General features: G+C 52.1%; 13 protein-coding genes. All 13 read right to left on the bottom strand.

Features of this window, described 5'->3' with window-relative positions:
• Positions 1 to 55 precede the first annotated feature (55 nt).
• The 13 genes from fdhD to DX130_RS17635 all read right to left on the bottom strand — a co-directional run bounded on the left by fdhD (position 56) and on the right by DX130_RS17635 (position 14,099).
• On the bottom strand, positions 56 to 865 hold the full coding sequence (gene fdhD / locus DX130_RS17695; RefSeq protein ID WP_116047627.1) for a formate dehydrogenase accessory sulfurtransferase FdhD: 810 nt from the start codon (positions 863 to 865) through the stop codon (positions 56 to 58).
• A gap of 18 nt (positions 866 to 883) precedes the next feature.
• Positions 884 to 3,241, bottom strand: a complete 2,358-nt coding sequence (locus DX130_RS17690) for an FdhF/YdeP family oxidoreductase (protein ID WP_116047626.1) — start codon at positions 3,239 to 3,241, stop codon at positions 884 to 886.
• A gap of 335 nt (positions 3,242 to 3,576) precedes the next feature.
• The gene (gene infC / locus DX130_RS17685; protein WP_116047624.1) at positions 3,577 to 4,074 is read right to left on the bottom strand and encodes a translation initiation factor IF-3; all 498 of its coding nucleotides are present in this window, start codon (positions 4,072 to 4,074) and stop codon (positions 3,577 to 3,579) included.
• 107 nt (positions 4,075 to 4,181) lie between these two features.
• On the bottom strand, positions 4,182 to 5,363 hold the full coding sequence (locus tag DX130_RS17680; protein WP_116047623.1) for a mannitol-1-phosphate 5-dehydrogenase: 1,182 nt from the start codon (positions 5,361 to 5,363) through the stop codon (positions 4,182 to 4,184).
• Between the two features lie 115 nt (positions 5,364 to 5,478).
• Complete coding sequence (locus DX130_RS17675) at positions 5,479 to 6,144, bottom strand: HAD family hydrolase (protein WP_116047621.1); 666 nt, start codon at positions 6,142 to 6,144, stop codon at positions 5,479 to 5,481.
• A gap of 311 nt (positions 6,145 to 6,455) precedes the next feature.
• Positions 6,456 to 8,003, bottom strand: coding sequence for an MDR family MFS transporter (locus tag DX130_RS17670; protein WP_116047619.1), 1,548 nt, complete (start codon positions 8,001 to 8,003; stop codon positions 6,456 to 6,458).
• 57 nt (positions 8,004 to 8,060) lie between these two features.
• Positions 8,061 to 8,726, bottom strand: a complete 666-nt coding sequence (locus DX130_RS17665; RefSeq protein WP_116047618.1) for a hypothetical protein — start codon at positions 8,724 to 8,726, stop codon at positions 8,061 to 8,063.
• Positions 8,719 to 9,432, bottom strand: coding sequence for a DUF342 domain-containing protein (locus DX130_RS17660; protein ID WP_165861341.1), 714 nt, complete (start codon positions 9,430 to 9,432; stop codon positions 8,719 to 8,721). Before DX130_RS17660 ends, DX130_RS17665 begins: the two co-directional genes overlap by 8 nt.
• Before the next feature lie 14 nt (positions 9,433 to 9,446).
• Entirely contained in the window at positions 9,447 to 10,070 is a 624-nt protein-coding gene (locus tag DX130_RS17655; protein WP_116047615.1) for a YhbD family protein, read from the bottom strand.
• Positions 10,071 to 10,309: 239 nt separating this feature from the next.
• On the bottom strand, positions 10,310 to 11,383 hold the full coding sequence (locus DX130_RS17650; RefSeq protein WP_116047613.1) for an ABC transporter substrate-binding protein: 1,074 nt from the start codon (positions 11,381 to 11,383) through the stop codon (positions 10,310 to 10,312).
• Entirely contained in the window at positions 11,380 to 12,186 is an 807-nt protein-coding gene (locus DX130_RS17645; protein ID WP_420818533.1) for an ABC transporter permease, read from the bottom strand. The genes DX130_RS17650 and DX130_RS17645 overlap by 4 nt, the downstream gene beginning before the upstream one ends.
• The gene (locus tag DX130_RS17640; RefSeq protein ID WP_116047611.1) at positions 12,173 to 12,991 is read right to left on the bottom strand and encodes an ABC transporter permease; all 819 of its coding nucleotides are present in this window, start codon (positions 12,989 to 12,991) and stop codon (positions 12,173 to 12,175) included. Before DX130_RS17640 ends, DX130_RS17645 begins: the two co-directional genes overlap by 14 nt.
• Positions 12,981 to 14,099 carry an ABC transporter ATP-binding protein gene (locus DX130_RS17635; protein ID WP_240644574.1) on the bottom strand — a complete coding sequence of 373 codons (1,119 nt, stop codon included), beginning with the start codon at positions 14,097 to 14,099 and terminating at the stop codon, positions 12,981 to 12,983. Before DX130_RS17635 ends, DX130_RS17640 begins: the two co-directional genes overlap by 11 nt.
• Between the last annotated feature and the right edge of the window lie 157 nt (positions 14,100 to 14,256).

Genomic DNA, 14,256 nt, shown 5'->3' with positions numbered 1-14,256 from the left:
GACCAAATGATAATGGTTTTCAATAGAAAAATCATACCCAATCCCTTTTATACTGTCAAGGTAAGGAATGGTTTATAGCAATTCGCTCTGTATGTGTATAGACCGTAAATTGGCTGCCACGAATAAACCCTACGCATGTAATCCCGAGATCGTCTGCCAGCCGAAGGGCCAAATCAGTCGGCGCCGACTTGCTTAACACAATGTCGCAGCCCATCTTGGCTGCCTTCAAAACAACCTCCGATGACAGCCTTCCACTGAATACGATCGCTTTCCCTGACGTATGGATCCGCTGCAACAGGCAATGACCGTACAGCTTATCCAGCGCATTATGACGGCCGACATCCGTCATGACGGCAAGCAGCCCATCACCTTCAGCCAGCGCAGCATTATGCACACCTCCCGAGCTATGGAAGTCACTGGATCTCTTCTGAAGCTGCACCATATATGAGATACACTGCTCCGGCGTTATCGTCCTCCTGGTCATAATCGTACGCGCAGTCAGCATGTCGGTATGAAAATAAAACTGGCGGCTCTTCCCGCAGCAGCTTCCAATGAATCGCTTCGACACCTTCTCCCGCGCCACGGAAGGCTGGCCTGCCAGCTCCGCATAGGCGTACCCGCTATCCTCATCCATATGCAAATGCTTCACCTGAGCAGCCTCCCGTATCATCCCCTCAGAAGCGAGAAACCCGTAGACAAGCTCACGAAGATGGGTAGGTGAACAGACGATCGTCGCAAATTCCTCGCCATCCAGCTTGACCGTAAGCGCATATTCGGTTGCGATCTGATCGTCCAGAGCTTCGAATTGCCCCGTATCGCCACGGTATCGCAGTGCTCCCCATACCGATAGATTGCCTCTCTCCATCCATCGTTCCCCCTTCCATCAAGTCGGCGGCTCCATATCCAGTTCGGCGACCGCCTTCTCCACATAGTGCATATCCTTATGTGCATAATATCTATCCGCTCTCTCCACTTGTACTGACGCATTGTATTCCGGGATTCCGGCATGGGGCTCATAGACGCCTCGCTTGAACAGCATGTTGCTCTCCGGCCAATACAGCTCGATATTTCCGCTCGCGACCGGAGCCAGCTTCGCACGCCCATGGAATAAACCGTTACGGTTATGCACCACAATAGCATCCTCATCCTCCAGATCCAGCCTTTGGGCATCTTGAGCACTAATAAGCACGTCATATCGGCCAGCTGCATTAAAGCTGTCTTGCTCCCCGTAGATCATAGAGTTAAACTGCTTTCCCCTTCTCGTAGTCGCATACATCCGCCCCACAGACCGTTGCAAATCTGGAATCGGGATGGGAATCAATTGCCCTCTTCCATCCGGAGTTGGACAAACGCCTCCTTCGCACAGCCAAGCATTGCCCCACTGGAACACATCTCCGCGATGGTGAAGATGCTGAATACCGTCATAATTCGGCGCGGCAATGGCTATCTCCTTACGAATATCTTCAGCGCTGCGGAAGCGGGCCAGTCCGCCTTGACCTTCGCTGATACGCTCAGCCAGCTCCCCGAATATGTCCCATTCCGCACGCGCTTCCCCAATGCGCGGCCCTTCGATTGCCGGAGAGAAATAGACCATTCGCTCCGTTGAAGTCGACGTGCCTCCCCCAGGCTGTTCATAACGAGTCATGGCCGGGAGCAGCACAACCTCCTCTGCGGCGTCAGCGAGCGCCGAGCTGTTCAGCACAATATCCTGATGCACGCGCAGCTCCACCGCCTCCAAACAGGACTGAACATGTCTCGGGTCCGGCATCGTCTCCAGGAAATTCCCGCCGGAAGTATAGAATAACCGCAGCTTGCTCTCATGCCCCTCCGGATGCAAGGCGTTCTCCAGCGACACACCGACGATATCCCCTTGCCATTCCGGCAGAGGGAAACCCCACACCGCTTCGATTCTCGTGCGATCCTCCGCCGAGCCAATCTCCCCTGCCGGCAAGCTGAAGGGGTCCGCTCCCATCTCGCCGGAGCCCTGGACACCGCTATGCCCTCGGATGGGCATCAGCCCGCAATGCTCCCTTCCCAGAAAGCCTCGCAACAAGGCCAGGTTGGCAACTTGAGAGATGTTATCCGTCCCGAAGCGATGCTGCGTCAGCCCCATGCTCCATACGAAGACACCGGAGCGGGCGCTGGCCAGCAAGTTGGCCAGCTCCTCCATCCGGGAGCGCGTCAGCCCAGATGAACGCTCGATCTCCGTCCACTCCAGAGCTTCCACATGCGAGCGAAGCGCATCGTAGCCGCTCGTATGACGGCCGACGAAGTCATGATCGATTGCTGAGCCTGGCTCCGTCTCCTCCGCTTCGAACCAGCGTTTCATAATACCATGCATAAATGCGATATCTCCGCCAATATTTACTTGGTAGAAGTCATCGGCAAGCTTCGTACCGAACAGCGCGGATTCTGCAATGGAAGGAATCCAATATCCGCCCATCGCCGGCTCACGATATGGGTTGATGACAATGATTTTCGTACCCTTGCGCTTGGCAGCATACATATATTTGGTCGACACCGGCTGATTGTTCGCCGCCACACTGCCCCAAAACAGCAGCACATCGGTTCCGATCCAATCTTTATAGTTGCAGGTAGAGGCGCCGACTCCTATGGAACGCTTCAAAGCGGTCTTGGACGGGGAATGACAAATACGGGAAGCGTTGTCGATATGATTCGTGCCGATAGCCCTGGCAGCCTTCGCTGCCGCATAATAGGTCTCATTCGTAATCCCTCTCCCGGTCAAATAAAAGGCGATGCCCTTGGGATCGATGGCACGTGCTTTATCGGCGATTCGCGATAGAGCCTCATCCCAGCTTAACCGGCTGAAGCGGGATTCGCCTCTTCGCCGGATCAGCGGATAAGGCAATCGGCCCAGCTTTCGAAGTTCCGCGCTGCTCAGCTTCCGCAGATCCTCAATATCTGCGTACAGCCAGCGCTCCTTGATCGCCGGCATCGTATTGAGACGCAGCACATTCAAGCGAGTCGTGCAGACATGCGGTCCCTCCAGCGTCTGGTCATATAACCCGGACACGCCAAGCGCACAGCCATCACACACCCCTTGCGTCAAGATTCGGTAAGCGTAAGGCAGATTGTCGCGGTTATCCCATACGGTCTTGAACGTATCACGAATATGTTTCGGCTTTACAAGCCCAAGTCCGAACGGACGCTTGCTCACCCATAGCCGAGAATCCCAGCTCTTCGGCAGCCTGATGCGTCCGGTATGTTTTGTTTTGCCCATACTCATCCCCCTCCCAATCCCAATCTATCAAGCAACGATCGAAAAAAGACCGCTTTCGCAATGATCCCAAGTGTCCCCACTCCAAAGCTCATTTCAGGCAGTCTTATCATACATAAATGGAATGGTTCGATTCAGCCCAGTTTATCAAGAAAACGGTTACATGACAATGCGCAGCAAAGGCAGCCTGAATGAACAGGCTGCCTGATTGGCACGGCATAGAAACTTTTTAACAGTTGAGTGAGCCCTTAAATATCGGTATAAAGCTGTGCAGCTACCTAAGACCGGTTAGCAGCTTAATCCTATCTCCTATAATGAACAGTTGGCTCATTGAGCAGTTACTTCGGTATCAGCTCAAGAGCAGCTTGCTTGCCGCTTAGTTGAATGCCGGTCTTGCGGGTTCCGCTCGCTTTCAGATCCGTTGCAAGCCCCTCCAGCATCGCTTTGGCAGCCTGCCCTTCTTTGCCTTGAATACGCACCACGAGCAGCACGCCATGGCCGGAGTCCAGCAGCTTCTCCGCTTGCCTGCGCTTCGTATCGTAATCATGCTCTTCAATGTTCGCGGTCAAGCGAATTTCCTTCACTTTGACCTGACCCTCCTGCTGACGAGCTTCCTTCCCGGCCTGGTCCTTCTCCCGCTTCGCCGCTCCGCGGCTGACCAGTCGGCATGGCGGGGGACTGCTCATCAGCGAATCGCAGACCAGATCCGCCTTAAGCTCCTTCGCCAGATCCAGCGCTTCCTGCCTGGACACGACACCAATACGCTCGCCATCCAGACCTGTCAGCCATACCTCGGCCGCCTTGATCGCTTCATTCATCACTAATTTCGATGCCATGACTCTTCTCCTTCATCGTCTGTCCATTCCGATCATCGCAGCTTCACTGGATGATACCTTGCCCTTATTATGGGCAAACCGGGCGGCAATCGCAAGACCACAGCCGTTCAGGAGCCTGATGCGCGCAGAGAAGCGCCATAAACACGTCTCATCTCATGGTACCGACTGACAATACTCGGGTGAATGGCATGCTTCTGCGGAATGCCCATCACTTGCGTGATCACCTCATCTACACCGCGCAGCTTCAGCTCACTCTGCAACGATACCGCTTCCGGGTCTTCTTTGTGGTCGAATAATAGCGCAGCCGCAATAGCTGAGGTCAAATGGGGAATATCAAAGCCCAGGCCATGAGCTTGAAGCGCCGGGCGAACTAGCCTGTCATTCAGTGAGAGCTTCCGCAGCGGCGAGCGTCCCACTCGGACGATGTCGTCAGACAACAGCGGGTTGGTGAATCGATCGAGCATCCGATTAATGTATGTGCTGTGATTCTCCTTTTCCCAGTGGTACTTTGACGTTAACAACCGTCCGGTCTCCTGCATGGCACTGACGACTCGGCGCTTCAGCCCTTCGTCCTCCATCGCCTCTTGAATCGTCTCATAACCTTCCAGATAACCATGGTAAGCGGCTACGCAGTGTCCCGTATTGACGGTGAACAGCTTTCTCTCGATGTAGGGCGCTAATTGATCGACATATTTAACCCCTTTAATTTCAGGAAAACCCTCCAGCATAGCCGATTTGTCGATAACCCATTCGTAATAGGCTTCCACGGTCACTTGAAGCGAATCGCTCCCATCCTGAATAGGTACAATTCGGTCGACAGCTGTATTGGGAAACGCTACGTATTTCTCTGCCAGAGCCTTGGAGCCCGGCGACAAATGCTTCATAACCCTGCTCCTGAGCTGAGAGCTGCCATCCATCGCATTCTCACAGGCGATAATATGGAGCGGCTTCCTAACGCCAAACCTGAGCCGCAGCTCGATCCCCTCTGCGATCGATTCGGCAAGATGCTTAAGCGCACCCAGTCCAACGGCTGTCGTAACCAGATCGGTCTCTGCGATAGCTCTTGCAACCTCCGCGCGATGTTGACTGCTGATGGCTGATACATTGCTGACGACCTTCTTATCCTTGTCTTCGTTCGCAAGCGTAACGATGTATTTCTTCTTCTGTTGCAGCATATTCAACTGGCGCTCATTTCTGACTACGAACGTCACTTCGAATCCGGACTGCGACAGCAACAATCCGATAAACCCCCTGCCAATATTGCCGGGTCCAAAATGTACGGCTTTCATCGTCTGTTCCCCCTTATCGAAAATCTCTCCTTTTGCGCAATTATTAACTGAATATTCTGACTAAATGAGATAGACGACGACCGAAGAGGATCATTTGCCTCTCCTTCGCCTTCAATTATTCGTAGTTTCGCGATACAAGCTCAGCAAAGTCTACCTTTGCCAGCGATTCAGCATGAATATAACCAGGCTCCTGATCGAATGAAAGCAGCTTCGTAAGCGAGTTAGGCACAATTACACAGGACATGCCTGCCGCTGCAGCCGCTCTTGCCCCATTCGGCGAATCCTCAATAGCAATCGCTTCATGAGGCTTCACGCCAAGCTTCTCCATAGCCTTCACATACAGCTCCGGATCAGGCTTCACTTGGCTCACATCGTCCGACGTGCAGATGACCTCAAAGTAATGACCGATCCCAAGCGCCTCCAGATGACGGTCAATCCAGCTTCTATCAGAGCTTGTAGCCAGACCGATTCGCAATCCCGCCTCCTTGGCCAGCTTCAAATAGTCAAGGATGCCCTCACGCACCACTTCCTTCTCCATCAAAGCGGTATGATCAGCATGAATCTTGCTGCGGAGTTTCTCTTCATCGACAGGCAAGCCCAGCTCCGTTATCAAATACTTATAAGGGTTAAAGGTATGATTATGCGTGCCCACGCACTGTGAATATTGTTCTGACGTCAATTCAACACCATGCTCCTTGTATGCATCACGGAATGCGTAGAACCAAGGCGTCTCTGTGTCAATAATTGTACCGTCAAAATCAAAGATCATTGCTTTTATCATATAGTTGCTCCTCCCTCATCATCTCGCGTTAGTTATGTTAACAAAACCGTAACACGACAAAAACAGCCCCGTCAAGGCAATCCGCCTAGTGCCCCCACTCTATTCAGGGATTACAGCCCTGTTCGTGAATCGGCGGCATCCGTTGATAAGACTGCATTGGAAGCGTATTCGAAAAACGTTTTCATTTTTCAGAATATTTTTTTATAAAAAAAATGAAAACCGAAGCTATGCAGCATGCACAGCTTCGGTTCAGCATTAGTCGGATCGGTTGGTCTTAGGTTGTTATTTGACGTCCTTCATCATTAATGAAGCTAAGGATGAGAGACATGCTCCCCCTCTTCACCCTCGGCGATTGCGGACAGATCAAGCTTGCTTCTGCCCATAAAAAATGCCACGAATAGTGCAAGTGCCGCCGGAATGGCAGCAAGCGCAAATATGAGAGTAATGGATGATGACAATGCCGACGTGATCACATCCAACACCTCTGCGGGGAAGCTTGCTCGTGTCTCGGGCTTCAACAACTCGCGCGGATCTCCGAAGGCCATATCCCCTCCGCCCGGCCCCCCGCTGGCAGCGAATGCATCGGCCAACTTATTCGTAAACGCGTTGCTTTGAACAATGCCGAACAGCGTAATGCCGACCGTCATGCCGAGCGACCGGATAAATGTTAGCGTTGAGCTGGCCGTTCCTCGCTGACGCGTCGATATGCCATGAATAGCGGCATTGCTTAGCACAGAGAACGATGCGCCGATGCCAAGACCGATCAAAATCATAAACAGGGTGACTTGAAGACGGCTGGAGTCCGGTGACAAGGTCGTCACGAGCAGCGTACCTGCGACCAGCAGGATCAACGTAGACACCATAATATTGCGGTAAGGCATCTTAGTCATTAAGAAGCCGCCTAACGAAGCCGTTACGACAGAGCCCACCATCATGGGCAGCAGCACCAATCCTGAATTTGTCGCCGTTCCGCCAAGCACGCCTTGGATGAAAATCGGAATATATACCGATGCGACAATAAACGCAGCACCGCTAAAGAACGAAGTCAAAATACTGGTTGCATATACCCGATTTTTGAACAGGCCGTACGTAATAATCGGCTCCTTCGCCTTTGTCTCCACGTACAGGAAGATGGCCAGCAGGATGGCGCTAGCCGCGAACATCCCGATAATTTCCCATGATCCCCAAGGGAACGTCTTGCCGCCTAGCTCAAGGCCCAGCATCAAGCCAACGACTGCCCCGATCAACGTGGCGGCTCCCAGCCAGTCAATCGGCTGCTTGGACCGGTCATGCGACTCCTTGTAAAAGAAAGCGATCATACAGAGAGCAATAACCCCGAGCGGCAAGTTAATATAAAACACCCATTGCCATGCAATATGGTCCGTAATGTACGCGCCAAGCAGTGGGCCAAATATGCTGGACATGCCAAATACGGCGCCAAACAAACCGCCTAGCTTGCCTCGGGACTCCAGCGGCACGGCATCAAACATAATGGTGAACGATGTCGGGATAAGCGCTCCAGCTCCGATGCCTTGAATGGCCCTGAATAGAGCCAGCTCCGTAATCGTAGACGCTGTTCCGCATAATGCCGATCCGATCATAAAGACGATCAGCCCAAATATGAAGAAACGTTTCCTGCCGTACATATCGGACAGCTTGCCGAATATCGGCATGCCAGCCATTTCCGCAACCATGTAAGCAGAGGTCACCCATACAAACTTGTCGAGTCCGCCCAATTCTCCCACAATGTTGCCCATTGCGGTTGCGACAATCGTGTTGTCCATCGATGCCATCAATATTGCGAGCAGTAATCCGGCAATGACGATGCCCAGACGATTCTTCTTTTGTAATGTCGACATAAGTTATGCGACCTCTCCTCTATAATCAACTATCCGACTCTTTGCGAGCCTCATGACTTACACGCGGTACTCCGACTCTGCCTTGGCGTTACCGCTCTTCTCGTATGTGTCGCGATATTCCACCCGGCCAATGACACAGCCCGGACCGATCCGCACGGTATTGCCGCGGACGACATCCGCGATTGTATGCTCCAGATCAAGGCGATCGCCTTCAATTAGACCTGCCCGCAGCTCTGTAACGGAATGCTGCTGGAACAGCTCCTTAATCCGCGCGCCTCTGCTTCTGCGAACCGTGACCAAACCGCCTACAATTTCATTGGCTGCAGATGGGCCATATAGCTTGATCAGCGTTTGACCAGCATTAATGCTTCCGCCCGTTACGGCTCCTCGCAGCTCAAACTTCTCGGCTTCGATTGTTCCGGGTGCGGACAGATGACCCGATATCCGAACCTGATCCCCTCGGAAATGCCGTCCAATCCGCAGCTCCCCCGTCCCTCGCAAGCTTTTGCTACTCATGGGACCGTCTACCGATACTTCCCCCGTAAACTTTACATATGCGGAAGTCAGACTCCCTTTAATATGCGATGTCCCTGTCAAATCATACCCTTCGCATTCCACATCGCCCGCCAATATCGCATCGCCGGTAATCCGGACTCGTCTGAATCGGCCTCCCAGCGACTCCGTATCGCCGATCAATCTCATATCTCGCAGCTTCTCAGCCATATATTCTCTCCTCCTTCCCAATCTCGGAGCCGGGATGTCTCGTCAACTGTTCTCGATACTCTACGCGGCCGATCTTACATCCTTTCCCGATGGTCACCCGTTGTCCCCTAACAATATCCGCATGCGTATACTCCAATTGGATGTCATCACCTTCGATCACTCCTGCGACTAGCCTTGTCTCACTTCCTGGAATAGCCCACTTCCAAAGCCACTTCCAGCTATTGCTGCTAATACGACGGACGCGGATCGTTTCCCCGCCAATCTCGTGGGCCCTGCTCTCCACATGGGAGAGTCCGAGTTCAATTTCACCAGCGTTAAGCAGCCCTTGGACCGTTATTGCACCGTTAAGATGAAGCAGCTCCGCTTCCACGTTGCCGCCTGCTTTAAGAATACCGCTCAGTTTGACAGAATCCGCCGTAACGTGACTGCCAGTCTTCACAATTCCGTTGCCGTGTAGGATCCCGCTCTTAAGAGCGCCCTCTATCGAAAGCTTGCCATCGGCTTTTAATTCAGGCGTCTCCATGCTGCCTTCAACGGTTAGAACACCGTTCACTCGTGCAGCAGTCGCAGCATGTACATCTCCCGACACACGTCCGACTCCATCTACAAGCACGTTATCGTAAAATCCTCCAGCTGCCCGAATAACACCGTTCATCCTGAGATTCGGCAATCCTCCGGGCCAAGACTGTTGCTCCTGTCTCATCATCAACACTCCTTCCTTTATGCCAAATATTCCTTCAGCTTCTCGATTTGATCAGCCATCACTACCCGTGTAGCTACTTTCACAGCGCTGTCGAAATACAACTCCGCAGAAGCGGATACGAGTGCAAAGGAAGCCACACCCTGTCTTCTAATGAGCACCAACTCGCATGGCATGCCCTTGAAGGAAACATAGTGGTTGCGCAATACGCTCATTAGCGTGTCCCCTTCCTCCATGCTTATCTCGCCCGCCTTGAGTAAAGCATCGACCGTATATAGATAAAGCATGTCTTGAAAGCCAAACATGCACTCCTCGTTATCCCAATCTCCCCATCGCTTCATCACCATTTCCGAAACAAGCTGTAGTGCTGCAAATTCCCTTTTCCGCATTTCAATTCCTGCCTGCTGGCCTGTCAGTCTATCTGCCAATTCGTCCAACGACAGATCATCCTTCATGTTGACGATTTTATCGATTCTCGCCAACATTAACGCCCTTGGAAAAAACGTTTCTTGTCCCGTATATGCCGACTTTCGTATGAACCACTCCTCCGGAATTAACTGCTTCCGCTTCCAACGGTATAACTGGCCGTAAGAGATGCCTGTTGCCTCCAGCAGTTCTTTCTTGGATATGAGCTCGATATCCATGGATTCACCTCCTGTAACTGAAGTTAGTGTAACATAACATTGTTACGCTAGAAATCGGTCTAAAGGCTGAGTACCCTTGCATCTTAGGATGGGGTATTCGTATGCAGCCCTGCGTTTCTTCTTCCCTTATCTGGGCGGACGCCACTGTCAGGACGCAAGAAAGCCGACGTTTCACGTAAACGTCGGCTTTCTTGGATGGTTACCAGATAGGATTTAAAGCTATGTTGCTCGTTCATCTCTTACTTCCGGTGCATCTTGAATTCCAGGAATAACTCATTGTAATGCGACAGCATGCGAGGTCCAAGATTATCATACACTTCAAGCCGCTCCGTCAGCTCCTCGTCGGGATAGAAGCGCTCATCGCCGGAAATGTCTTCGGGCAGTATAGCAAGCGCGTCCTTGTTCGGTGTGGAATAACCGACATATTCGGTATTCTGCGCTGCAACCTCGGGGTTCAGCATAAAGTTGATGAACTGATGCGCTCCATCTAGATTGCGGGCCGTCTTCGGAATGACCATATTGTCGAACCACAGGTTGGAGCCCTCTTCCGGCACAATATAGTCGAGTGCTTCATTCTCGTCCATAATTTCCGAGGCATCCCCGGACCATACGAGTCCAACTGCCGCTTCTTCGTTCGCCATCAGCATCTTGATCTCGTCACCCACGATCGCCTTCACGTTCGGCGTCAGCTTGGACAGCTTCGCAAGCGCTTCTTGCAGATGCTCCTCGTTCGTATCATTTAACGAATAGCCGAGGCTGTTCAGTCCCATACCGATCACTTCGCGCGCGCCGTCGAGCAAGAAGACATTGTTGCGCAAGCTCTCGTCCCACAGATCATCCCAGCTGTCGAAGGTCAGATCGCCAACCAGATCAGGGTTGAAGACGATGCCAACAGTTCCCCAGAAGTAAGGCACAGAATAAGCATTTTCGGGATCAAAGGACAAATGCATGAAGCGGGAGTCGATATGCTCCAAGTTAGGCAGCTTCGAATGATCAAGCTTCAAGAGCAAGTCGTCTTCCTTCATCTTGCTGATGGCATATTCGGATGGAATCGCCACATCGAAAGTCGTGCCGCCCTGCTTAATCTTCGTCATCATCGCTTCGTTGGAATCGAACGTTTGATAAATAACCTTAATGCCCGTCTCTTCCTCAAATTGTGCGATCAGCTCAGGATCGATATAATCGCCCCAGTTGTAGACCGTCAGCGTATTGCCTCCGGAGTAGCCAGCACTGGAGTTCAGGTACGATGTCAAGTACATTAAGCCGAATGCGACGATAAACACAAGCAGAAACATGCGGACTAGCTGGGTCATGTACGTACCTCCTTCCCTGTCGGACGACTGTTGCGGCGGTTAATAAAGTAGTAACCGATAACCAGCAGCACCGTGAACAGGAAGATGAGTGTGGACAAGGCATTGATCGATAGCGACACGCCTTGCCGCGCCCGCGAGTAGATCTCAACCGACAGCGTCGAGAAGCCGTTGCCCGTTACGAAGAATGTGACCGCGAAGTCATCCAACGAATACGTTAACGCCATAAAGAATCCGGCAAAAATACCGGGTTTAATGTAAGGCAGAATGACCTTCGTCAGCACCTGCCAGGAGCTTGCGCCGAGATCGCGCGCAGCATCCAGCAGCGAGCCGCCCATCTCTTGCAGCTTCGGCAGCACCATAATGACGACGATCGGAATGCTGAACGCGATATGGGACAACAGCACCGAGACAAAGCCAAGCTGAACGCCCGCAATCGTGAACAGAATCAGGAACGACGCCCCGATAATGACGTCAGGACTAACGATCAAGACGTTGTTCAGCGTCAATAGCGTACCCTTCGGACGATTGCTGCGAATATAGTGGATCGCAATTGCGCCCATAACCCCGATAATCGTCGAGATCGCCGCAGACAGCAGAGCGATGATGAATGTATTCAATACAATAATTAACAACCTTGTATCCTGAAACACTTCGCCGTAGTACTCCAGCGTGAAGCCTTCGAAATTCCTCATGGCCCCGCCGCTGTTAAAGGAATAGAACATCAGATAGAAGATCGGCGCGTACAGGATGACGAACACAGCGATCAGGTACAGATTGGACAAGCGCCATTTACCTTTTGACAATGTCGATCAGCCCTCGCTTTCGATTCCCGGTCAGCAGCATCAGAATCGCCATGGCGATAATGAGGAACACGGCAATGGTTGCCCCCATGCCCCAGTCCTGCGTCACAAGGAAATGTTGCTCGATCGCTGTGCCGAGCGTAATGACTCGGTTGCCCGCAATCAATCTTGTAATCATAAATAGTGACAGCGCCGGAATAAATACAGCCATGCACCCCGCCTTAACGCCGTCAATCGTCAGTGGGAATACAACGCGTCGGAACGTCATCCAGGGCGAAGCGCCCAAATCGCGCGCGGCGTCGATCAGCGTCGGATTCATTTTCTCCAGTGCATTGTAGACCGGCAAGATCATGAACGGAATAAAGATATAGACCGACACGAATACGAAGCTGAAATCGGTGAACAGGATCTGCTTCTTGCCGATGCCTGTCACTTCCAGGATCGTATTGACGAAGCCGTATGTACCGAACAAACCGATGAAAGCATAAGCTTTCAGCAGCAGATTGATCCAGCTTGGCAAGATGATGAGCAACAGCCATAGCGCCTTATGCTTCGTTTTCGTCAGCAAGTAAGCCGTCGGATATGCAACCAGCAGTGAAAATAAGGTAATCAGAAAAGCATACCAAAACGAGCTGAGCGTCATGCGCAAATAAACCGGCGTAAAAAACTTCGCATAGTTCTCGAACGTGAACTGTCCCTCGACATTGAAGAAGGAATAATACGCGATCAGCAGGATCGGCGCGATAACGAACAGAACAATCCAGAGCACATAAGGAACGAGGTACAGATTGCGGGCTCTAGCTTCCATGGCTATCCCCACCGCTGCTTTCCTCGTATGACTCCAGACGTTTGTCGAACTCCTCTTCCGTCTCGCCCAGACGCATGACATGAATCGCTTCCGGCTCGAACATCAGGCCGATTCGCTCGCCAACTGTCGCCTTGCGCGTGGAATGAACGAGCCATTCATTGTCCGAGTCATCATAACAGCTAATCTCGTAATGCACACCGCGGAACAACTGTGTGTCTACACGCACCTGAAGCTTGCCGCTCTCATGCGAAGTAATCTCCAGATCCTCCGGTCGGATTACGATATCAATCGTCTCTCCTTCGTTAAGTCCTTGGTCGACGCACTCGAACGTGCGGCCCGCGATCTCCACCTCGAAGTCCCGCAGCATGCGGCCTTTAACGATATTCGATTCGCCAATAAAATCGGCAACGAAGCGGTTAATCGGCTCGTCATAAATATCGGTCGGCGTACCTGACTGCTGGATCGTTCCTTCGTTCAAGACGAAGATTTCATCCGACATCGCAAGCGCTTCTTCCTGGTCATGCGTGACGAAGATAAATGTAATGCCAAGACGGCGCTGCAGCTCGCGCAGCTCGTACTGCATCTCCGTTCTCAGCTTCAGATCAAGCGCGGACAACGGCTCGTCCAGCAACAGAATCTCCGGCTCATTCACGATCGCGCGGGCAATCGCAACGCGCTGACGCTGGCCGCCGGACATCTCCGTAATCTCACGGTTTTCGTAGCCGGTCAAGTTTACGAAACGCAGCGCTTCAAGCACCTTTTCCTTGATCGCATCGTTTTTGAGCCCTTTAATGCGCAGGCCAAACGCCACGTTCTCGAACACATTGAGGTGCGGGAACAGTGCATAGTCCTGGAACACGGTATTCACTTGCCGCTCATTCGCCGGCACACGGTTAATCACTTTGCCGTTAAAATAAATATTGCCCTTCGACGGCTCCGTAAATCCGGCAATCAGGCGCAAGATCGTTGTCTTGCCGCAGCCTGACGGCCCTAGCAGTGTATAAAATTTGCCCCGCTGAATCTCAAAGCTTACATCCTTGAGTACCGCAGGGTCGTTATGATCGTATTGTTTAGTCACATGTTCGAAACGAATGATCGTCTCTTCCAATCCCACCAGCCCCTTCATCCTATATAAAAGAAATCATAGTGATTATACAGCATCCCCGCAAAAGGGCAAGTGGAAACTTGCGTCTAAGGCTCACGAATTTTTCGACTTGCAAGGCTATGCATCTTGCACCCAAGAGCAGCCATTAAGGTACCAACGA

It is taken from the genome of Paenibacillus paeoniae (assembly GCF_003388735.1).
GTDB lineage: Bacteria > Bacillota > Bacilli > Paenibacillales > Paenibacillaceae > Pristimantibacillus > Pristimantibacillus paeoniae.
The sequence above is the reverse complement of the archived record's forward strand: the minus strand, read 5'-3'. Positions and strand labels throughout refer to the sequence as shown.